The organism is Nocardia sp. bgisy118 (assembly GCF_057708605.1).
Genome location: NZ_JBYISM010000031.1, coordinates 101,743 through 122,223, shown reverse-complemented (window position 1 = coordinate 122,223; position 20,481 = coordinate 101,743). Strand labels below are relative to the sequence as shown.

Here is a 20,481-nt window from a genome sequence, read left to right as displayed (position 1 = left end):
GGGGGGGGAGCGGTTCGCCGGGCCCGGCGACGCCGAGCGGCCCCGGTTGAGCATCACGGTCGAGGACTGAGGACGTACCTCCGTCTCGGCTCGGGCCGTGCGCGGTCCTCGGATGGACTCCGTTCCGCTGCGCCTACGATGCGTGTCATGTCGCACGATGCGGAGCTGGAGCGGTTGGCCGGGGTGCTGGCCGGCCGCCGGGTCGCGGTGCTGACCGGCGCGGGGATCTCCACCGACAGCGGCATCCCCGACTACCGCGGCCCCGATTCCCCGCCCCGCACTCCCATGACCTACCAGCAGTTCGTCGGGGATGCCGCCTTCCGCCAACGGTATTGGGCGCGCAACCACATCGGCTGGCGCCGGATGGACGCCGCCCGCCCCAATCGGGGACACCGCGCGCTCGCCCGGCTGGAACGCCTCGGCGTCGTCACCGGATTGATCACCCAGAACGTGGACCTGCTGCATACGAAGGCGGGCCACCGCGGGGTGATCGACCTGCACGGCGTCTACGCCCGGGTGCGCTGCCTCGGCTGTTCCGCCCTGATCTCCCGGATGACGCTGGCCGACCGGCTGGAGACGGCCAATCCCGGCTTCGCCGAGTCGGCCACCGCCACCGGCGTCGAGGTCGCGCCCGACGCCGACGCCGTGGTCGCCGACACCGACAGCTTCCGGATGGTCGACTGCGCCCGCTGCGGCGGCATGCTCAAGCCGGACATCGTCTACTTCGGCGAGAACGTCCCGAAGGACCGCGTCGCCGCCGCCTTCGACCTCGTCGACGCCGCCGACGCCCTCCTCGTCGCAGGGTCCTCGCTCACCGTCATGTCCGGCCTGCGCTTCGTTCGCCGTGCCGCGGCCAACTGTCGCCCCGTGGTGATCCTCAACCGCGGCCGCACCCGCGGCGACGATCTCGCCACCCTGACCATCGACGCGGGGTGCTCGGAAATTCTCGAAGCACTGGCTCGTCTCTACACGAACGAGCCCGCAGCCGCGGCGGTCGAGTCGAGGTAGCGTCCGCCTCGGCTACGCGACAGGTGGAAACCGTTGCCGCCGAGGCAGTCTCGGAGATCGGCACGCCTGGATCGCCGCCCGGGAGCCCGCCTTCGGGTCGGCCAACCGATGGCGGAAGCCGTTGTCGCCGAGCCGGACTTGGAGATCGGCACGGCTCGCTCGCCGACGGGGACCGCTTTCGTTCGGCTAACCCGCGACAGAAGCCGTTGTCGCCGAGCCGGACTCGGATACCGGAGCGTCGGGCCCGATCGCACGGTCGGCGAGCCAGTGGAGCACGCGCACCACGGGACTCCAGCGCGCGGGCCGCCGGACCGACCCGGTGAGGGCGCGTTCGGCGCGGTCGAAGGAGTCCTCCAGGCACGCGTCGTGCATCCAGCGGTAGGCCAGCGGCCAGGTCAGGCGGGCCGGGCCGCGGACGTGCATGGCGAGCAGGTGGATCAGGTCGACGCCGCCGGGAGTCGGCTGGACGGTGAATTCGTGGAAGCCGTCGAAGCCGCGCGGGCCGGTGAACCGGAAGCGCACCCACCGACCGGGTTCGTAGCGTTCCACCGTGTAGCGGACCGGACCGTGCCCACCGGCCGCGCCCACGCTCAGCGGGCGATCGAAGCGCATGGGTGGCCAAGCAGGCGCGGGCCAGAGCCGGTCGTCCTCGCTCGCGAGCGAGTCGAGCAGCGAGCCGGCCTCCGCCGCCGACGCGGCCAGGTGGCGAACGTGAATATTGATGACGGCCATGGTTTTTCGCTCCTTCTTCAGCCGTGCGCGGAAATCAGGCGGCGTGCGGGGTCGCGGTGGCGACGCCCGAGCATTTTAGAGAGTTGTCTCTAAAACAGAATTAGAGCATATCCTCCAATACATGGGAAGACCACCGAAGCACGACGCCGATCGGCTGCTCGACGCGGCCGCGGAACTGCTCGCCACGGGCGGGCCCGCCGCGGTCACCATGTCGGCGGTGGCCAAGGCGGTCGGCGCGCCGAGCGGGTCGGTCTATCACCGTTTTCCGGACCGGCCGGCGCTGCTCGCCGCGCTGTGGTCACGCACGCTGCGCCGCTTCCACGAGGAACTGCTCGCGGTGTTGACCATCGAGCGGCCCGAGGAGGCGATCCGCCGCAGCGCGCGGGCGACCCTCGACTGGGCACGACGAAACCCCCGCGATGCGGCCGTGCTGCTCACGGGGGCGAGGGAATTGGGTGAGCGAGACTGGAGCAGGCAGGCGCGCGAAGACACCGCGCGGGCCAACACCGCGATCCAAGACGCGCTGACCGAGCTGATCGCACGCACCGGCGACACGGGCGCCCAAGCTACCGACCAGGTGCTGCTTGCGATCGTCGACCTGCCCTACGCCCTGGTCAGGCGGTATCTACGGGCAGGGCAACAGATCCCGCCGCACGCCGCCGATCTCGCCGAGCGCGCCGCGGTGGCGCTGCTCGGCGCGACCGATTAGCGACCGAGAGCGCTCTGCAGCTGCCTCTTCGTCATCGTGGAGCGGCCCTTGATGTTGCGCTTCTTGGCCTCGTTGTACAGCTGATCCCTGGTCGGCCCCTTCGGACCGCTGCCGCCGGAGCGCTGCCCGCCGCGCTGCTGCGGCGACATGTCCTCGAGCGACGACCGGCTCGCGGTCTTGGTCTGGCCTGCCTGGGCGCGGTTCTTGTTGACGGTTCGGGCCGCGATCTCCTTGGCGCGCTTGGTACTCGCGCCGCGGTCCTGCGCGGAATCCTTGATGTGCTCGTACTGCCGTTCCTGTTTGCCGGTCCATTCCTTCGGCATGACACACACCTCCTCTGTCGATCGAATACCCGGGAAACGCGTCGGAAACCGGAAAAGCCCGCCTACCGCCACCACCCGGAGATCGGTGCGGCAATCCCGCCTGCCGCCACCGCCGCTCGTCGGTGACCGTCTTGGTCCGCTGCCTCGTGCGAGACTGGGCCGGTGAGAGTGCGTGAGCGAGTGGAAGGCATGTCGTGAGCGAGCCGGACAAGGCCACCGCCGGAACCGACACCGGCAAGAACGAGGCGCTCGTGCTGCGTGAGCGCGGCGGTGTGATCGGCGTCGGACTGCTCTGGCTGGCGAAGTGGTCGCTGTGCCTCGTCGCGATCGCCGCGGGAGCCTGGGTGCTCGGCTGGATCGTCGCGCGGCTGTGGGTGGTGGTCCTGCCGATGGCGCTGGCCGTCGTCGTCGCGACCGTGTTGTGGCCGCCCACCCGGTGGCTCACCAAACACGGCCTGCGGCCGGCTCTGGCCGCCGCGCTCGCGCTGCTCGGCTTCCTCGGTCTGCTCGCCGGTGTGATCGCGCTGATCGTGCCCTCGGTGGTGGATCAGGCCCCGGAGCTGGCCGACAAGGCGACCGAGGGCGTCAACCAGGTGCGCCGTTGGTTGCAGGGCCCGCCGCTGAACATCCGCGACGAACAGCTCGATTCCGCGGTGGACGCCATCGTGTCGCGATTGCAGTCCAGCGCCGAGCAGATCGCCACCGGCGTTTTCAGCGGCGTCACCACCGCCACCTCGGCGCTGGTCACGCTGTTCCTCGTGCTGGTGCTGGCATTCTTCTTCGTCAAGGACGGGCCGCGCTTCCTGCCCTGGCTGCACAGCGTGACCGGGACCCGCGGCGGCAGGCACTTCGAGGAGGTACTGCGCCGGGTCTGGTTCACCCTCGGTGGCTTCATTCGCACCCAGGCGCTGGTCAGCCTGATCGACGCGGTGTTGATCGGCGCGAGCCTGGTGATCCTCGGTGTCCCGCTGGCCGCGGTGCTCGCCGTGCTGACGTTCATCGGCGGCTTCATCCCGATCGTCGGCGCCGTCGTCGCGGGCGCGCTCGCGGTGCTCGTCGCGCTGGTCGGCAACGGCCTGACCACCGCGCTGATCGTGCTCGGCGTCATCCTGGCGGTACAGCAGCTGGAAGGCAATGTGCTGCAACCGGTGTTGCAGAGCCGCAGCATGCAGTTGCACGCGGTGGTGGTGCTGCTCGCCGTGACCGCGGGCGGCTCGCTGTACGGCATCGTCGGCGCGTTCCTCGCCGTGCCGGTCGCCGCCATGGTCGCGGTGGTGCTGCGCTACGTGGGCGAGCAGATCGACGAAGCCACCGCGCCGCCGCCGGCGCCCGAGGACGACACGGCCGAACCCGCGCGGTAACGCCCGCCCCGCATGCGGTTGTGGCAGTGTGGGTTTCATGAAGACGATCCTGATCACGGGGGCGACGTCGGGTATCGGTCTGGAAGCCGCGCGGCAACTGGGCGAAGCAGGCGATCACCTGATACTCGTCGGACGCAATCCCGAGAAGCTCGTCCACGCCGCGCAACTGGTCCGCGAGGCGGGCGCGGGGCAGGTGGACACGCTGGTGTGCGATTTCGCGAGTCAGTCCGCGGTGCGCGAGCTCGCCGCGACGGTGCTCGCGAGCTACGACCGCCTCGACGTGCTCGCAAACAACGCGGGCGGCTACTACCCGCAACGCTCGATGACCGACGACGAGGTCGAAGCCACCTTCGCGGTCAACCATCTCGGCGGCTACCTGCTCACCGAGCTGCTGCTCGACCTGCTGCGGCGCAGCGCCCCGGCGCGCATCCTGTTCACCTCGTCGGTCATGCACTACGGCGCCACCCTGGATTTCGACGATCTGAGCCTGGCGCGCGGCTACTCCGGCGAGAAGGCCTACAGCCAGTCCAAGCTGGCCAACATCCTGTACGTCCGCACGCTGGCGCGGCGGCTGGAAGGCGCCGGGGTGACCGTCAACGCCTTCCATCCCGGCGCGGTGGCCACCGGGATCTGGGACGCGATGCCGTGGTGGGGCAGGCCGTTCGCGGCGGTGGCCAAGCGCGTGTTCATGATTCCCGCCGCCGAGGGCGGGCGCAGGCTCACCTATCTCGCCTCCGCGCCGGAGCCCGCCGGGCACAGCGGACGCTACTTCCAGAACAACGAGCTGAAGACGCCGTCGCGCCGCGCGCAGGACGACGCGCTCGCCCAGCAGCTGGACGAGGTCAGCGCGCGACTGGTGGGACTCTCGAGCTAGGGCGTACCTCCGAGCCAGGGCGTACCTCCGGCCGTGCGCAGGGCCTGCATTCCGGCAGCGCGACTCAGCGGTGCACAGGCACCGCGCTCGCGAGGAATTCGTCGAGCACCGACCAGCTGGCCGCCTCGGGCCCGGCGACGAGCCCGAGGTGGCTGGTGCGCGGCACTTCGACGTAGCGCGCTTCGGCCGCGCCCGTCAGCACCCGCACGCCGGGCGCGACCGTGGCGGCGGGCGCGATGTTGTCCGACAGACTGCCGACGAGCAGCACGCGGCAGCTCACCTTGGCCATTTCGATCACGCGGTCCGCGTCGAGCGGGATGCTGCCCTCGGCCATATGGTTGCCGACGATCATCAGCCGGTAGTTCTGGCGGTAGAGCCGTCCGGGATAGCCGGGCATCCGTCCGATGAACCGGTCGATCGCCTCCATCCGGGCCAGCGCCTCGCTGCGGGCGAGATTGCGCGCGATGAACCACGGGCGCATGATCTCGCGCGGCAGCGCCATGCCGCGGAACCCGAGCTGCACGGCGAACGCCGGGATACCGCCGAAAAGCTCGGTGGCCCAGGCGACTTCACGTCCTCCGGTGACCCGCGCCAGCAGCCGGGACGGCGCAAGCATCGGGTGGTGGCGATAGTCGATCGGGGTGCCGAGCGCGGTGACCGAGGCGATCGGCAGGTCCGCGTGCTCGGCGGCGGTGAGCAGCGCCAGGGTGCCGCCCAGCGACCAGGCGACGACGTCGACCCCTGCTCCGCCGTGCTCGGCGCTGACCCGGGCGATCGCGGTGGGGACGATGTCGTCGATCCACTCCTCGAAGCCCATGTTCCGGTCCGCGTAGGTGATCCTGCCGTAGTCGACGATGTAGGGCGCACGTCCGGTGTCGAGCAGGAACCGGGCCAGGCTCTGCCCGGGGCGCAGGTCGAAGCAGGAGCTGTGCACGGCGAGCGGCGGCACCAGCAGGACCGGGTTTCCGGAGCCGGACGCGCCCTCGTAGCGGCGCAGCTGCCGGTGCGGCTCGTCGTAGAGCACCGTCGACGGGGTCGGGACGGCGGGTTCGACGCCACCGCCGAAGGTGAGCGCCCAGCCGTTGTCGAGCGCATGCGCCAGATCGGTGAAGATCACTGTTTTCCTCAGTGCACGGACGGATTCGAGTCGAGCGCCGGCTCGGTACCAGCAGCACCGAGTGTAAATAACTGTTACTCGAAGTTACAATTTGGTGGCCGATCTCACCGGCCGCTCCGCGACGCCGCGACCGCCGCGACCTGAATCGCCCGCGTGCCATCGCGTGACGCGGCGGCGGGCGACGAGTTCGATGGTGACCGCAACCGCGCACGACTGGGCGAGCAACAGACCCGAGAGCACCAGGATCTGGACCGCGCCCGCCTGGACGGCCGAGCCGCTGGCGATCAGCACGCCGACGAACGTGCCCGGCAGCGTGACCAATCCGACCGTGCGGGTCTGATCCACGCCGGGCAACAATGCGTCGGCGGCGGTCGGGCGGATCACCTCCAGCCGCGCGTCGCGCTCGGTGAAGCCCAAGCTCAGCGCGGCTTCGACCTCGCCGCGCCGCTGTTCGACGGCGTCGAGAGCGCGGCGTGCCGCCAGCGAAGTCGCCGTCATGGCGCCGCCGAGCACGATCCCGCCGATCGGCACCACAGCCACACCTTCTACCGGGACCACACCGCTGAGCAGCATGGCAGGCAGCACCGCGCCGACTCCCGCGCCCAGCGCCAGCGCCAGCCACGGGCCGGAGTTCCCCGCGCCCGCGCGCCGCGCCGAGGTCACCACCGCGGCGACGAACATGACGGCGAGCACCAGGATCGCCGACCACAGGTGCGCCAGCGACGCCGCCAGCACGAGCGCGACGGCCGCCAACTGCAACGCACCGCGGACGGCCGCGCGCGGCGCCACGAACGGTGAGCCCAGCGACGCCACCCGATACACCGCGGCCGCCGCGATCGCCAGCCCGACGCACAACGCCGCCAGACCGAGATCGGGCCGGATCGCCGCGTTCATCCGCGCTCCGCACAGGGACTGGCACTCACCATCCGACGATCACACCACGACGCAGCCGTCGCGCATCCGCCGAACGGGGTCTTCCGCGGCCCTGCCACCGGCCGTCATCGCGGATTACCATGCAGTGAGGGCTCGAAGAGCACGCGCTGACACTTCGATCGCCCCTCCGCCGATCGGCGTCCGGACCGGGCAGCGTCGCCCCTCGCCGATCGTTCGTCCCGCTCCCGGAGGAGGACGCATGTCCTACCCGCTGCACGAGAAGGTCTGTCTCACCGGCGAGGGTTGCCGCTGCCCGTCGGTCACCCTGTTCCTCGTCCCTGAGCCGCTGATGCCGGGCGGGAACATCCTGCACCTGCTGGAACAGGCGACCGTCGACGATTCCGGCGCGCCGCCGCGGCCCGACGTCCCGCTCATCGAGTCGCTGGAGACGCCCTCGGTGCCCGGCCGCTCCGAACCGCCGATCCACGCCGAGCTGCGCCCGTGCACCGTGCACCTGCCCGACCCCGAACGCCTGCACGCGATCCTGCACGATCACCTGATCATCGATCCCTTCGGACTCGATCTCGGCGATCGCGCCGAGATCACCCGGCTGGCGCTGCTGCCCGAACGTCGCATCGGCTTCCGCCGCAGCGAGGATTTCCAACCCGAATCCATCCGCCGGGCCATGCTCGCGGTCTACCGGCACTTCGCTCTCGACCAGCGCGCGCCGCTCGTCTACCACGGCTTCGCGGACCCGACCACCGGCTGGTTCGAGCTGCGCACCGCGCTCGCTTGACCTCACCGCGACCACCGGGGCGGTCATCGGGCGCGCGTGACCGCGGGCGTGATCGCGAAGTCGAGTCCGAAGTGGTCGAGAGTCAACGGAAGGGGACGGTCCGGCGACAGCGCGGGGGTAGGCAGGGAGTGGAAGTCGGCGGCCTCGATGAGGTGCGCGAGCAGGGCGCTGGTGGTGAACAACACCAGGTTGCGGCCCGGACATCCGGCCGGGCCCGCGCTGAACGGCACCAACTGCGGGTACTGCTGCTCGAGTCCTTCCAACCAGAGATCCGGGACGAACCGGTCGGCGAACGGCAGGGAATCCGCATCGCGATGGAACGCGGGCACGACGATCATCAGGGCCGCGCCGCCCTCGATGGTGAATCGATCGGCGCCCGCCCGCCACTCGGTGTCCTCGGTGATGTCACGCAGGATGACCGGCGTCGTCGGCCACAGCCGCAGCGACTCGAGCACGCAGGCGCGCAGGTAGTCGCGGGACTGCGGGGTGTGCGGATCGGCGGCGTCGGCGGTCGCGCGAGCGTGCTGATCGGGGTGGGTGGCCAGCAGCGCGAGGGCCCGGCTCGCGGCGATGCCCGCCGCGTCGAAAGCGAAGAGCCAGTGCGGAATCTGGCCGACCGGATCGACCGCTCCACCGGCTTCGGTCGCGGCCAGCGCGCCGACGAGACTGTCCGGATCGGCGGCCTCGACATAGCGGTAGAGCCGTTCGGTGAATCGGTCCCTGCGCTTGCGGCGCGGTAGCGCCAAGAACGACCAGTTGGCGGCCGAGCGCAGCTTCCACAGCTCGTCGGTGATCGCGTCGTCGTCGCGCCCGCGCCTGCCGAGCACCAGATGACGGACGAGCCGCCACCAGTCGGCGGTGAACTGGTCCGCGTCGAGGTGTCCGCGGCGCAGCGCGGCCGCCGTCAGGTCGCGCGCCTCGTCGGCGATGATCTCGGCGAACGGTCCGGCGAGGCGGTGCAGCGGCGCCGAGGTGTCCAGCGCCGCCTCGTTCACCGCGCGCCGCTGCGCGCGCACCGGCCCTTCCGACAGCAGCACGCCGTGCGGCTGGAATTGGCGCAGCGCGGCCCGCTTCTCCCGATTGGCCGGATCGAACGGCCGCGGCGCGCCGTCCAGCACCATGCCGACGTCACCCGGGTCGAGCACGACCACCACGCGACGTCCCGGTAGCACCAATTCGACTGGGCCCGAGCCGAATTCGTCACGCAACCGACGCATGCGCGTCACCGCGCGCCGGTCGGCCTTCGCCCGTTCCAGCACACCCATGACGGCGCGTCTGCGAGCGATCACCCCCGAGGCGATCGATGCGAAACCCAGATCCGCCAACGTCGCGAACGCTCGCGCGCCCACCAGCTGGTTGTAGTGATTGCCTGCCATACAGCCTCCTCCCATGTAGCTGCCCTCGTCGGGGCCGATGTCGTGCGCGTACCCGGCGCCGCCCGGCCGAAACGAGCAGGCCCGCCGCCGCTACCCGCGCAACTCGGTGGAGATCGCGCCGACGAAATCGGCCAAATCTCTTGGGGCGCGCGAGGTGATCAGCGTCCAGCCGCCATCGGACGAGCGGACCACCGGCTCGTCGACCCACGCGCCGCCCGCGTTGCCGACGTCGGTGCGCAGCGAGTGGTAGGAGGTCAGCGTCTTGCCCCGCACCAATTCGGCCTCGACGAGCAACCACGGTCCGTGGCAGATCGCGGCGATCGGCTTGCCCGCGCTCGCGAAATCCTTGGCCAGCGCGACGGCGCGGTCGTCGGCGCGCAGTTTGTCCGCGTTCACGGTGCCGCCGGGCACCACGAGGACGTCGAAGTCGTCCGCGTCCACCGCGTCCAGCGCGGCGTCCGGCGAGATCGCCTCGTCCTTGTCCACATCGTGCCGGAAGGTCTGCACCGGTTCCGATTTCGGCGCCGCGTGGGTGACCTGGGCGCCGCGCTTGCGAAGTTCGTCGCGCGGTACCAGCAGTTCGTCGTGCTCGACGCCGGTATTCGAGGTCAGCACCAGCACCCTGGCGTCGTCCAGTTCAGGCATGGGCGACTCCTCTCTCGATTCGACAACAACCCCCTCCCCCTGGTCGCATGCCGCGATTCGCCGCCGGTAAACCTCGATCCGGCTCACGCGGTCGCGGCGGGCTCGCTCCAGATGTCCGCGCGTACCACGCGCCTGCTGCGGCCGCGCGGGTCGAGGAGGTGCCCGAACAGCTTGTCGTGGCGCAGGGTGATGGTGCGTTCCGCGATGCGCAGGCCGGGGTGCACGCCCGCGAGCCCGGCCTCGAAGCGCGGTATGTCGGCGAGGCTGTGCAGGTTGGCCTGGATCAGCAAGTTGTGACCGCCGCTGATGGCGGCGCAGTTGCGCGTCTGCGGGAGCCGGATGATCGCGTCGCCGATCTCGGCCAGCCGATCCGGCGGCGCGTCCAGCCACAGCGTCACCGCGACCGGCCAGCCGCCGAGCGGACGCGCGAAATCGCAACGGAACTGGAGCAGTCCGAGCCGGGTGAGCCGGTCCAGCCTGCGCTTGACGGTCGAGGCGGAGGAACCGACAGCGGTGGCCAAGGACTGGTGCGAGGCCCGGCCGTCGAGCGCGAGCTGGGCGAGCAGCGCCCGGTCTCCGTCGTCGATGCTCACCGCCCGCGCAGGCTCCGTCGGCTGCCGCGGCGGAATGTCGAGTTCGGCGCGTTGGTCCGGCGCGAGCGCGTCGATGCGCCAGCGGCCGCCCTCGGTGAACATGTGCGTGACGATCCTGGCCCGCACCGCCGCGACGTGCGGGATGGCGGGCAGCACGTCCAGTGTGTAGTGCGACATGGTGGCCAGATCGCGCGCGCCGACGGTGGCCAGCAGGTTGTAGGTGCCCGCGCAGCGCTCCACGGTGACCATGTGCGGGTGCTCGCACAGGCTGCGGCTGACCGCGGCCGCGGCGTCGGCGGTGCAGCCGATCTCGACGTAGGCGACGGTGATCTGATCGAGCAGCCGCGGGCCCGGCGAGGGACTCACCCACGCCGCGCCGCGCCGCGTGAGCCGTTGCCAGCGGCGGGCCACCGTCACCGGATCGACCCCGAGCGCGTGCCCGAGCTCCGACCATGAACCGCGCGGCCGCAGCTGCAACGCGTTGATCAGGGCGAGCTCGTCTTCGCTCAGCAGTGCGGCGTCATCCTGCATTCGTGCTTCCCATCGTGCCTGATTCCTGCATTCTAGTGGCGTCGAGTGAACGGCGGCCCATGCTTTCTCCGGGCGGCGCGGTGCCGCGCCGACAGACGAAAGGGCAACCGAACCCATGGCCTTCGCCGACTACCAGAACGAGATCTACCTGCGCGGGCTCGGCGGCGTCCAGCCCACGCTGCCCATGTCGTTCGCCGAGCTGGAGGACAAGGCTCGCGCGGCGCTGCCGCCGTCGGTGTGGTCGTACGTGGCGGGCGGAGCCGGTGACGAGCGCACGCAGCGCGCCAACGTGACCGCATTCGACCGGTGGGGACTGGTGCCGCGGATGTTCGTCGGCGCGGCCGAGCGCGACCTGTCGGTGGATTTGTTCGGGCTGACGTTGCCCGCGCCGGTGTTCCTCGCCCCGATCGGGGTCATCGGGCTGTGCGCCCAGGACGGGCACGGCGATCTGGCGACCGCCCGCGCCGCGGCGCGCACCGGCGTCCCGATGGTGGCCTCCACGCTGTCGGTGGATCCGCTGGAGCAGGTGGCGGCCGAAATGGGCGATACGCCAGGCTTTTTCCAGTTGTACACGCCCACCGACCGCGATCTGGCCGCGAGCCTGGTACAGCGCGCCGAGCAGGCGGGCTACCAGGGCATCGTGGTCACGCTCGACACCTGGATCACCGGGTGGCGCCCGCGCGATCTCGGCGTCTCGAATTTCCCGCAGCTACGCGGCCACTGCCTGGCGAACTACTTCACCGATCCGGTGTTCCGCGCCGGGCTGCCCGGCCCGCCGGAAGAGCACCTCCAGGCCGCGGTGCTGCGCTGGGTCCAGCTCTTCGGCAACCCGCTCACCTGGGCCGACCTGCCGTGGCTTCGCGAACTCACCACGCTGCCGCTGATCGTGAAGGGCATCTGCCATCCCGACGACGCGCGGCGCGCGAAAGACGGTGGCGTGGACGGCATCTACTGCTCCAACCACGGCGGCCGCCAGGCCAACGGCGGCCTGCCCGCCCTCGACATGCTGGCCGAGGTGGTCGACGCGGCCGACGGTCTTCCCGTGCTTTTCGACTCCGGCGTCCGCGGCGGCGACCACATCGTCAAGGCGCTGGCCCTCGGCGCGACGGCGGTCGGCATCGGCAGGCCCTACGCCTACGGTCTCGCGCTCGGCGGCGTCGACGGCATCGTGCACGTGCTGCGCGCGCTGCTCGCCGAGGCGGACCTGATCCTGGCCGTCGACGGTTATCGAGGTCTCGCCGACCTGACCAGAGACGCCCTGCGCCGAGTGGCGGTCTGAACAGCCCTTGACTTCAGGTCGACCTGAACTCGCACGCTGAGGGTCGACCTGAAGAAAGGGATGAGATGACCGAGTTCGGAGAACAGGAAAGCCGCGGCTACGACCGGCGCGCCACCAAGCTGCTCGGCGGGCTGTACCGGCACATCGCCGACGAGGCGGCCGCCTCGACCGGCACGGGCGAGGCGGTGCTCGACGTCGGGACCGGACCGGGATTGCTGCTGGCCCACCTTGCCCGCAGGCGACCGGATCTGCTGCTGCACGGGGTGGACCTCTCGCCGCACATGATCGCGCTGGCCCGGGCCAATCTGACCGGGCACGCCGCCGAATTGTCGGTGGGCGATGTGGGCGCACTTCCCTACCCGGACAACAGTTTCGACCTGATCGTCTCGAGCCTGAGCATGCACGAGTGGCCGGATCCGGTCGCGGCGGCGGCGGAGTTGGAGCGGGTGCTCCGCCCGCGCGGGACGCTGGCCCTCTACGACTTCCGGTTCGTCCGCGACGCGTCGATACGGTCGGCGTTGGGCGCGCGCTTCGCGACGCCGACGGTGCGCAGGAAGGTCGTGCGTCCACGCGGGTATCCGATCGGGCTGTACGCCCAGTGGACGGCGCGCGCGGCCTGAGCGGCGCGGCCGGCGCCGAGTGACACATAGGGTGCTGATATGCCGGGTCCTGATATGTCCGAATCCGCCTTGACGATCGGCGAACTGGCCGCGCGGTTCGGCCTGGCCACCCACGTGCTGCGCCACTGGGAGGACCTCGGCCTGCTCGCGCCGCGCCGCGATTCCGGCCGCCGCCGCGTCTACCGCGCCGACGACGCGGAGACCGTGGCCGTCATCCTGCTCGGCAAGCGGGTCGGGCTGTCGCTGGCCGAGATCGCCCGGTTGTTCGAGAGCGCCGCCGATCGCGACGCGCGCCGTGAACTCCTGCGCGCGCACCGCGATCAGCTGGCCGTGCGGATCGCGCGCGCCACCGCGGCGCTGGACACCATCGAGCACGCATTGGATTGCGGCGCACCGGATTTCCGCTCGTGTTCGCATTTCCGCGCCAAGGTCGACGAGGCCCTGCGGCTGGGCGTCGACGGGGTGGCGGGCCACCCCGTCGACGTTCCGCTCAGCGAGCGGTGACCGTGGTGGGCAGGCTCGCGAAGCCGCGGTTGTTCGAGGAGTGGACGCGGCGCAGGTTCGCGGCGTCGATGTCGTAGTCGGCGATCGTGCCGACGATCTCCTCCAGCGCGACGCGCAGTTCCAGCTGCGCCAGGTTCGCACCGAGGCAGTGATGGCGGCCGCTGCCGAAGGACAGCGCGGCGCCGGTGTCGCGGTCCAGGTCGAAGGCGTCGGGGTCGGCGAAGACCTCGGGGTCGCGGTTGGCCGAGCCGGTCAGCAGCAGGATGCGCGCGCCCGCCGGGATGTCGACGCCGTGCAGGGTGATCGGCTCGGTGGTGCTGCGCAGCTGGGACTGGGTGACGGGTTCGTAGCGCATACCCTCGGCGATCCACTCGTCGATGCGTCCGTCGAAGGCCTCGCGGCGCTGGTCGGGGTGCTGCCACGCGGCATGCCAGAGGTTGCCCAGCGTCAGCATGGCGGTCTCGATGCCCGCGCCGACCAGCAGGATCAACACCCCGACGATCTCCTCGGGGGTGAGCCGGTCGTCGCCGTCCGCGGCGTCCAGCAGACCCGAGAGCAGGTCGTCGCGGCGGGTCTTGCTGCGTTCGATGGTGAGCTCGGTGTAGTAGCCGACCAGCGTGCCGATGGCCTGCATCGCCTCGGGGCGCAGATCGGTGGATTCCTCGTCGGTGTACATGATCTCCATGCCCAGTTTGCGGAGCATGTCGCGGTCGGCCTCCGGGACGCCGACCAGTTCGGAGATCACGTCGGTCGGGAACGGACCCGCGAAATCGGCCATCAGATCGAAACTTTCGCGTTCCAGCAGCGGCCGCCACAGCCCGCGCGCGATCTCGCGTAGTCGCGGCTGCAATTCCTGCACCCGCCGGTTGGTGAACGCGCGGGCGACGAGACCACGCAACCGGGTGTGCTTGGGCGGGTCCATGGCGACGAAGGAAAAGAACCGCTCGGCCTGCGGTCCCCAGAACGCGGGCTCCATCCGTAATCCGTTGGCACTGGAGAACCGATCCGAATCACGCAGTGCGGCAACGATATCGGCATACCGGGAGAAGGCGTAGAAGTCGTCGGCCGGGTTGTGGAAGACGGGCGCCTCCGCGCGTAGCCTTGCGTAGTACGGATAGGGATCGCGGTGGACGTCGAAATCGTATGGGCTGTACTGCAACTGCATGACGGAGCCTTCCGGGGGCCGTGCGAGTTCTCACCCTCGCTACCGGTTCGCAACTCGAGCTGACATGATGAGCGTAGTCGAGATGAATTGAGGGCACGGTGGACTCGGAATCGGCAGCTGCCAGGGTGGATGTCAGCAAACCGCACCCGGCGCGCCGGTACGACTACTGGCTCGGCGGAAAGGACAATTTTCCGGCGGACCGGGACTCGGCCGACGCGGTGGCCGAGGCTTTTCCGACCGTCCGGCTCGCCGCGGTGGAGAACCGCAATTTCTTGCGTCGCGCGGTGACGTATCTGGCCGCCGAGGCGGGCATCCGGCAATTCCTCGATATCGGCACCGGACTGCCCACCGCGGGCAATGTGCACGAGATCGCGCAGGGCATCGCACCGGAATCGCGGATCGTGTACGTGGACAACGACCCGATCGTGCTGGTGCACGCCCGCACGCTGCTGGACAGCTCACCCGAGGGCGCGACCGCCTACCTCGACGCCGATCTGCGCGACCCGGATCGGATCCTGACCCACCAGGACCTCACCCGCACGCTCGATCTGACCGAGCCCGTCGCGCTGATGCTGGTGGCCATCATGCACTTCATCACCGACGACGAGGCGCCCTACGGCCTGGTGCGCCAGCTCTGCGAGGCGCTGCCCTCCGGCAGCTACCTGGTGATGACCCACGCCACCAGCGATCACCTCACCGACGAGGACCTCGCCGAGACGAAGCAGGCCAACAAGCGCAGCGGCGTCCCCTTCCAGCTGCGCTCCACTGCCGAATTCCGTCAGTTCTTCACCGGCTTCGACCTCGTCGCGCCCGGCATCACTTCGGTGATGACCTGGCGCCCCGAAGTCTGGCGCGCCCACCCCCGCCCCGAGGCGGTCTCCATGCTCGCCGGCGTCGCCCGCATCCCCTGACTCCCACACACCATTCCCGCGCCTCACAACGCCACCGGTTTTGTGCGGCGTGCACTGGCCTTGTGGGACGGGTTCAGGAGGTGCGACGGGCCTTGGCGCGGCGTTTGCCTTCGTGCATGGCTTGGACCCTGGCGACGGGGATGGTGTGGCCTTCGGCGATCAGGTCGGCCGGAAGTTGTTGCGGGGCAGGCATTTCGTCGGCCCAAGGGTCGCGGTCGCCGAGGTGGTCCGGGGCGGTGCGGAGGGTGAAATCGGACGGCTTCGCGTCCGCGAGGTCGGCCCAGCCGACCGGGAACGACACCGGGACGCCGGGGCGGATGCGCGGGCTGTAGGTCGCGACCACGGTCGCGCCGCCCGCGCGGGTGGAGTCGAGGAAGACCTTGCCCTCGCGGTCCTCGCGGATGAACGCAGTGGTGGCCAGGCCGGGGTCGAGACGCTCGGCGCGGGCGGCGATCGCCCGGGTGGCGGCAGCGGCGTCCTCGACCGCGGTGCCCGCGACGACCGGGACGAACACGTGCACCCCTTTGGCGCCACTGGTCTTCACCGCACCCGAGAGCCCGTCGGCGGCCAGCGCCGCGCGGATCAGCTCGGCGGCGAGCACGGCGTGGCGAAAGGTCTGACCGGGCGAGGGGTCGAGATCGAGGACCAGATGCGTCGGCCCGGCGGAATAGTCGGCAGTCAGCAGCGTCGGGTGGTACTCGACGGCGCGCTGATTGCCGAACCACAGCAGGGTGCGCACGTCGTCGCACAGGGCATAGGTCACCTCGCGGCGGGAGCTCTCGGCCCACAGCGTGGTCCGGGGCACCCACTCGGGGGTGTATTTGGGCAGATTCTTCTGCATGAACGGCTCTTGCCCCGGCCGGATGCGCACCACCGACAGCGGGCGGCCGCGCAGCTGGTTCACCAAGCGGTCGCCGATGAACTCCAGGTAGTCGACGAGATCCCGTTTGGTCGCCTCCGCCCCGTCGAAGAGCGGCTTGTCCAGATTCGTCAGCGTGACGCCCGCGCGCACCTCTTCGCTGCCCATCGCCCCACCCTGCCCGGCGGCCTCGGTGCGGTCAACCCTGTGGGTGGTCGGTGCGGCAGGCGCTGCCGCACGTCCCCGGCACCCCGCGACGAGGGTTACGTTTCGAACTCCCCAGAGAACTTCGTGCCGTCCGGCAGGTTCGCCGGACGGCACGAAACTCGTGTTCAGGAAGCTCCGCACCCACAGTGCGGAACGCTATCTCCTTGGCGGGCAAACAGAATCGAGCGGATTCCCCCGCCGCGCCTACCCCGACGCAGCGGACGAATGATCAAATTCCGGCAAATTCACTGCAATAGCGTGCAATCGCTGATGCTCAGCGGCACGTAGAATCCAGCCCCAAGGGGCAAGGCTGGCGCAGCGGCGAGCTACCGAGAGAATCAGGCGGCGGGCTTGGCCTGGGTCAGCTCGTTGACGCCGGTGATCGCGTCGATGATGTTGACGATGGCGGAGGTGCCGCCGTCGAAGGCCGAGCTGCCGGAGTCGAGCATGCTGGAACCGGCGGACGAGCCGCTGAACGAACCCGAGTCGGCGGAGCCCGAGGCCGAACCGGTGCCGGAGGAGCCCGTGGACGAGTCGGAGGCGACGGGGGTCAGCTCCAGCGGGACGGACTGATCGGCGGAGGCCACCGCGACAGGGCCGAAGAACATGGCGGCGGCAGCGGAGACGGCACCGGCGGTGGCGAGGGCCTTACGAGAGAACATGCGTGGAGCTTCCTTTCACAGATGGATAACGACGCCATCACAGGCGCGCATCAGCAACATTAGGAAAAAGAAAACCACAAATCCACTTTCAATATTGTGCCAATTATCACCGTTAATTCTGGGCTAACAGGGCATTGTGCCGAGGTAACACCATTTGATCTTCATATTCGTGCGAATTCGGTGATCAAATTCGGTTGATTTCTCGAATGCGCCACGTATCAGCTTGCGGCGGAGCCGATCTCACAGTGGACCTTCGATTCCGGCACGGCGCGGCCCGAGCCGACGACGCTCTCGGGGTCGCGGCCACGACGACGATCCGGCTCGACTCACCGGACGAGGTGGCGCGCCGCGCGACGGCGCGACACACTCGTGACCATGAGTTCGATGTCATGGCGACGCGGCGCGACGGCGGGCCCGGCGTGACCGCGCTGGCTCGCGGCGAGAACCGGCCCGCACCCGGTGACCGGATGACGGTCACCGTCACCTGCACCGCGGCCGTCGACGTGTCCGCCCTGCTGCTGAACGCCGCGGGCCGGGTGCGCTCCGACGGCGATTTCGTGTTCTTCAATCAGCCGGTCGGCCCCGGCGTCACCTATCGGCACGGGCGCGGCGCGGGCGACATGGTCGACGTGCAGACCTCCGCGTTGCCCGCCGACGTGGACAAGGTCGTGGTCACCGCCAGCCTGGACGGCAGCGGCCCGCGCACCTTCGCGGGCGCCGGCTCGCTCACCGCGACCATAGGATCCGATTCCGGCACGATCACTTTCCCGGTGACCGGGCTCAGCACCGAGGCCGCCGTGGTGTGCGTGGAGATCTACCGCCGCGGCGGTGGGTGGAAGATCCGCGCCGTCGGCCAGGGATACGACGACGGGCTCGCCGGGATCGCCAGGGCGTTCGGCGTGAACGTCGACGACGAGCCCGCCCCGGCGCAACCCGCGCCGCCACCGACCACACCACAGGCCGCCCCGCCACCGTCGTACCCGGCCGGACCACCACCGTCCTACCCCGCCGCACCGCCACCGGCGCACCACCCCGGCGGCAGCCCCGCGCCAGGCGGCTACGGCGCCCCGTCCTCTCCGGCCCCCGCCTACCCGAGCACCCCGGCGGCCGGATACGGAACACCGCCCGCACCGGGTTATCCCCCCGCCGGGCAGCCACCGTCCGGCTCGTTCCCTCCCCCGCAGATGTCGACACCCCAGCAAGGAGCGCTGCCGATGCAGAGCGATCTGTTCAACCCGAGCCACGCCGAGGTCAGCGGCGTCGGGATCCAGAAACAGGGCGGCAAGATGATCAAGGTCGGCCTCGCGGGCGAGGTCATGGCACGCGCCGGATCCATGGTCGCCTACCAGGGCGAATTGCAGTTCCAGGCGCTGGGCTCGGGCGGCATCGGCCGCGCCATCCAGCAGCGGCTGACCGGCGAGGGGGTGCCGCTGATGAAGGTGTCCGGCCGCGGCGATCTGTTCCTGGCCAACTCCGCCGCCGACGTGCACATCATCGATCTCGACGGCAGCGATGGGCTGACCATCAACGGCAGCAACGTGCTCGCCTTCGACTCCACGCTGCGCTACGACATCAAGATGGTCCAGGGCGCGGCAGGCTTCGCCAGCAACGCCGGACTCTTCAACTGCGTATTCACCGGGCGCGGCCGGATCGCCATCACCACCCACGGCACACCGGTGGTGCTGAACGTCGACCAGCCGACCTACGCCGATCCGCAGGCCGCGGTGGCGTGGTCGTCCAGCTTGCAGACCGGCATCAAGCGCAACGACTCGTTCGGGCTCGGCAGGCTCATCGGCCGCAGCACGGGCGAGGGCATCACGCTGGCCTTCTCGGGCCGCGGTTTCGTCATCGTGCAGCCCTCGGAGCTGCCGCCCGGCGGGATGCTCGGCGGCACCGGCGGCGGCCAGCAGGCCGGGCAGAGCGGTGGCGTGCTCGGCGGCCTGTTCGGCTAGGCGCGAACCCTGCCCACCTCACGACAGCAGCGGACGCCCCTGATCCACGAGCGTCGCCCACACCACCTTGCCGACCGGCCAGCGCGGTGCGCACCCCCATGCCCGTGCCAGCGAGGCGACCACGTGCAGGCCGAACCGGGCCGGGTGCCCGGCGGCTGGTTCGCGCAACATCGCCTCGTGCGGATCGGCGTCGGCGACCGCGATCGTGAGCAACCCGTGCTGGAATTCCAGGCACAGCCGTAGTTCGCCGAAGGCGTGCAGCAGCGCGTTCTCCACCAGCTCGGTGGCCACCAGCAGCGCGTCGGTGCGCACCTGACCTACACCCCAGCGATCGCACATGCGGGTCACGAATCGCCGGGCATTCATCGAGGAGATCGTGCTCGGCGCCAGCTCGATCGACGCCTCCCGCCGCGGGGGCGCGTCGGGCAGCGACCGCAGCGCCGCCTCGACCGACTCGAAAGCCGGCACCCGGTGCCTGGCCGCGACGGTTGCCGTCGGGTTCGCGATCCCGTCGGCGACCAGCACGATCGGCACGTGCGGCCAATCGTCGACCCGCACCCGGGCGGACGCGCAGGCCGTCGCCACCGCATCCTCGACCAGGTCGAGGTCGTCCACCGCCACGATCACCGCGCGCGGGTGGTCGATGGCGTAACGCACCAGGTCGTCGCCGAAACGGCGACAACCGTCCCAGTCCAAGACCCCAGTAGGCCGGAGCACGGTGCAACCGGCCAGTTCGGATGGGCGCCACCGCAGTGCGCCGCGACGGAACCCGGACATTCGCTCTCCGCCCACACCGTGCCGCTCGGCGGCGCGCGGGCGGTGGCCTATCCCGCTCACGCCGCCGCGGGCTGCGCCCGCCGGATGCGGTGCGGCTGGTCGAGGCGCTCGGCGATATCGACGAACAGGTTCCGAGTCACGCTGGACTGAGTCATCGCGCACGCCTTTCTCGTCGTCGGTCCATGTCACAGATGGGCTACCCAGCTTCGGACCGTCGTATCGGAAGCCGCGCGTTTCACTCCGGTGCGATGCGCGGCCGTTCGGCATCCGGGTTTCCCGCCGAGTCCGCAGGGCACACGGTCGGCATGGACGACGACAACAAGAAGCGCCCCCACTCCACGGTCACCGAGGACGATCTGCGCCGGCTGCTCGCCGCCGGTCCTGATGCGTGCCTGGTCCTGCTCGAGGGGCGCGTCGAAATCACCGAGGGCGCCCCGGACGGGCTGACCATCGCCAGCCGCGACGAGGTGGCCGGCCGCACCGGAGCCGCACCGGACAGGACCCGGTTGAGCGAAGTGGCGGCGGAACTCTCCAGCGAGATCCGGCTCCAGGGCGCCTGAGGCCGCGGCCTTCCCCGCCGAGCGCTCGCCGCGCGGTCGGCGGACCA

General features: G+C 70.4%; 22 protein-coding genes. 11 read left to right on the top strand and 11 right to left on the bottom strand.

Going from position 1 to position 20,481, the window contains the following annotated elements; all coding sequences use genetic code 11:
* The first annotated feature begins 147 nt into the window (after positions 1 to 147).
* Entirely contained in the window at positions 148 to 1,008 is an 861-nt protein-coding gene (locus tag AC3EO7_RS30625; protein ID WP_435593114.1) for an NAD-dependent protein deacetylase, read from the top strand.
* Positions 1,009 to 1,194: 186 nt separating this feature from the next.
* On the opposite strand, the gene AC3EO7_RS30620 is transcribed toward AC3EO7_RS30625, so the two are convergent.
* The gene (locus tag AC3EO7_RS30620; RefSeq protein WP_435593113.1) at positions 1,195 to 1,740 is read right to left on the bottom strand and encodes an SRPBCC family protein; all 546 of its coding nucleotides are present in this window, start codon (positions 1,738 to 1,740) and stop codon (positions 1,195 to 1,197) included.
* 121 nt (positions 1,741 to 1,861) lie between these two features.
* Between AC3EO7_RS30620 and AC3EO7_RS30615 the strand changes: the two genes are divergently transcribed.
* Positions 1,862 to 2,449, top strand: coding sequence for a TetR/AcrR family transcriptional regulator (locus tag AC3EO7_RS30615; protein ID WP_431971905.1), 588 nt, complete (start codon positions 1,862 to 1,864; stop codon positions 2,447 to 2,449).
* Here the strand turns inward: AC3EO7_RS30615 and AC3EO7_RS30610 are convergent.
* Positions 2,446 to 2,772: a plasmid stabilization protein gene (locus AC3EO7_RS30610; RefSeq protein ID WP_435593112.1), complete on the bottom strand. Its 327-nt coding sequence runs from the start codon at positions 2,770 to 2,772 to the stop codon at positions 2,446 to 2,448. The two genes, AC3EO7_RS30615 and AC3EO7_RS30610, sit on opposite strands and share 4 nt — an antisense overlap.
* A gap of 194 nt (positions 2,773 to 2,966) precedes the next feature.
* Here AC3EO7_RS30610 and AC3EO7_RS30605 point away from each other — a divergent pair, with 194 nt between their 5' ends.
* Positions 2,967 to 4,133, top strand: coding sequence for an AI-2E family transporter (locus tag AC3EO7_RS30605; protein WP_435593111.1), 1,167 nt, complete (start codon positions 2,967 to 2,969; stop codon positions 4,131 to 4,133).
* Positions 4,134 to 4,170: 37 nt separating this feature from the next.
* Positions 4,171 to 5,007, top strand: a complete 837-nt coding sequence (locus AC3EO7_RS30600) for an SDR family oxidoreductase (RefSeq protein WP_431971908.1) — start codon at positions 4,171 to 4,173, stop codon at positions 5,005 to 5,007.
* Between the two features lie 64 nt (positions 5,008 to 5,071).
* Here the strand turns inward: AC3EO7_RS30600 and AC3EO7_RS30595 are convergent, their stop codons facing one another.
* Positions 5,072 to 6,124, bottom strand: coding sequence for an alpha/beta fold hydrolase (locus AC3EO7_RS30595; protein WP_435593110.1), 1,053 nt, complete (start codon positions 6,122 to 6,124; stop codon positions 5,072 to 5,074).
* 84 nt (positions 6,125 to 6,208) lie between these two features.
* On the bottom strand, positions 6,209 to 7,018 hold the full coding sequence (locus AC3EO7_RS30590) for an ABC transporter permease (RefSeq protein WP_431971910.1): 810 nt from the start codon (positions 7,016 to 7,018) through the stop codon (positions 6,209 to 6,211).
* A gap of 238 nt (positions 7,019 to 7,256) precedes the next feature.
* On the opposite strand from AC3EO7_RS30590, the gene AC3EO7_RS30585 reads away from it, so the two are divergent.
* The gene (locus AC3EO7_RS30585; protein WP_435593109.1) at positions 7,257 to 7,793 is read left to right on the top strand and encodes a hypothetical protein; all 537 of its coding nucleotides are present in this window, start codon (positions 7,257 to 7,259) and stop codon (positions 7,791 to 7,793) included.
* Between the two features lie 23 nt (positions 7,794 to 7,816).
* Here AC3EO7_RS30585 and AC3EO7_RS30580 read toward each other — a convergent pair whose 3' ends face one another.
* The 3 genes from AC3EO7_RS30580 to AC3EO7_RS30570 form a co-directional block, all read right to left on the bottom strand.
* Positions 7,817 to 9,169: a cytochrome P450 gene (locus AC3EO7_RS30580; RefSeq protein WP_435593108.1), complete on the bottom strand. Its 1,353-nt coding sequence runs from the start codon at positions 9,167 to 9,169 to the stop codon at positions 7,817 to 7,819.
* Between the two features lie 90 nt (positions 9,170 to 9,259).
* Positions 9,260 to 9,814 (bottom strand): DJ-1/PfpI/YhbO family deglycase/protease, encoded by a 555-nt coding sequence (locus AC3EO7_RS30575; RefSeq protein WP_431971913.1) that lies wholly within the window; start codon positions 9,812 to 9,814, stop codon positions 9,260 to 9,262.
* Between the two features lie 83 nt (positions 9,815 to 9,897).
* Complete coding sequence (locus AC3EO7_RS30570; RefSeq protein ID WP_431971914.1) at positions 9,898 to 10,938, bottom strand: Lrp/AsnC family transcriptional regulator; 1,041 nt, start codon at positions 10,936 to 10,938, stop codon at positions 9,898 to 9,900.
* 115 nt (positions 10,939 to 11,053) lie between these two features.
* On the opposite strand from AC3EO7_RS30570, the gene AC3EO7_RS30565 reads away from it, so the two are divergent.
* The 3 genes from AC3EO7_RS30565 to AC3EO7_RS30555 all read left to right on the top strand — a co-directional run bounded on the left by AC3EO7_RS30565 (position 11,054) and on the right by AC3EO7_RS30555 (position 13,341).
* Positions 11,054 to 12,217 carry an alpha-hydroxy-acid oxidizing protein gene (locus AC3EO7_RS30565; protein WP_431971915.1) on the top strand — a complete coding sequence of 388 codons (1,164 nt, stop codon included), beginning with the start codon at positions 11,054 to 11,056 and terminating at the stop codon, positions 12,215 to 12,217.
* A 65-nt stretch (positions 12,218 to 12,282) separates the two neighbouring features.
* Positions 12,283 to 12,837 carry a class I SAM-dependent methyltransferase gene (locus AC3EO7_RS30560; protein ID WP_431971916.1) on the top strand — a complete coding sequence of 185 codons (555 nt, stop codon included), beginning with the start codon at positions 12,283 to 12,285 and terminating at the stop codon, positions 12,835 to 12,837.
* Between the two features lie 39 nt (positions 12,838 to 12,876).
* Complete coding sequence (locus AC3EO7_RS30555) at positions 12,877 to 13,341, top strand: MerR family transcriptional regulator (RefSeq protein ID WP_431971917.1); 465 nt, start codon at positions 12,877 to 12,879, stop codon at positions 13,339 to 13,341.
* On the opposite strand, the gene AC3EO7_RS30550 is transcribed toward AC3EO7_RS30555, so the two are convergent.
* On the bottom strand, positions 13,328 to 14,506 hold the full coding sequence (locus tag AC3EO7_RS30550; protein ID WP_435593107.1) for a cytochrome P450: 1,179 nt from the start codon (positions 14,504 to 14,506) through the stop codon (positions 13,328 to 13,330). The genes AC3EO7_RS30555 and AC3EO7_RS30550 overlap by 14 nt on opposite strands.
* Positions 14,507 to 14,604: 98 nt before the next feature.
* On the opposite strand from AC3EO7_RS30550, the gene AC3EO7_RS30545 reads away from it, so the two are divergent.
* Positions 14,605 to 15,417 carry an SAM-dependent methyltransferase gene (locus AC3EO7_RS30545; protein ID WP_435593106.1) on the top strand — a complete coding sequence of 271 codons (813 nt, stop codon included), beginning with the start codon at positions 14,605 to 14,607 and terminating at the stop codon, positions 15,415 to 15,417.
* 73 nt (positions 15,418 to 15,490) lie between these two features.
* Here the strand turns inward: AC3EO7_RS30545 and AC3EO7_RS30540 are convergent, their stop codons facing one another.
* A complete protein-coding gene (locus AC3EO7_RS30540) occupies positions 15,491 to 16,444 on the bottom strand; it encodes a DNA polymerase domain-containing protein (RefSeq protein WP_431971920.1) in 954 nt (317 codons plus the stop codon).
* 377 nt (positions 16,445 to 16,821) lie between these two features.
* Positions 16,822 to 17,145: a hypothetical protein gene (locus AC3EO7_RS30535; protein WP_431971921.1), complete on the bottom strand. Its 324-nt coding sequence runs from the start codon at positions 17,143 to 17,145 to the stop codon at positions 16,822 to 16,824.
* A gap of 467 nt (positions 17,146 to 17,612) precedes the next feature.
* On the opposite strand from AC3EO7_RS30535, the gene AC3EO7_RS30530 reads away from it, so the two are divergent.
* Positions 17,613 to 19,097 carry an AIM24 family protein gene (locus AC3EO7_RS30530; protein WP_435593115.1) on the top strand — a complete coding sequence of 495 codons (1,485 nt, stop codon included), beginning with the start codon at positions 17,613 to 17,615 and terminating at the stop codon, positions 19,095 to 19,097.
* A gap of 18 nt (positions 19,098 to 19,115) precedes the next feature.
* Here the strand turns inward: AC3EO7_RS30530 and AC3EO7_RS30525 are convergent, their stop codons facing one another.
* The gene (locus AC3EO7_RS30525; protein ID WP_431971922.1) at positions 19,116 to 19,874 is read right to left on the bottom strand and encodes an ATP-binding protein; all 759 of its coding nucleotides are present in this window, start codon (positions 19,872 to 19,874) and stop codon (positions 19,116 to 19,118) included.
* Between the two features lie 305 nt (positions 19,875 to 20,179).
* Here AC3EO7_RS30525 and AC3EO7_RS30520 point away from each other — a divergent pair, with 305 nt between their 5' ends.
* Positions 20,180 to 20,434, top strand: a complete 255-nt coding sequence (locus tag AC3EO7_RS30520; RefSeq protein WP_435593105.1) for a hypothetical protein — start codon at positions 20,180 to 20,182, stop codon at positions 20,432 to 20,434.
* The last annotated feature ends 47 nt before the right edge of the window (positions 20,435 to 20,481 follow it).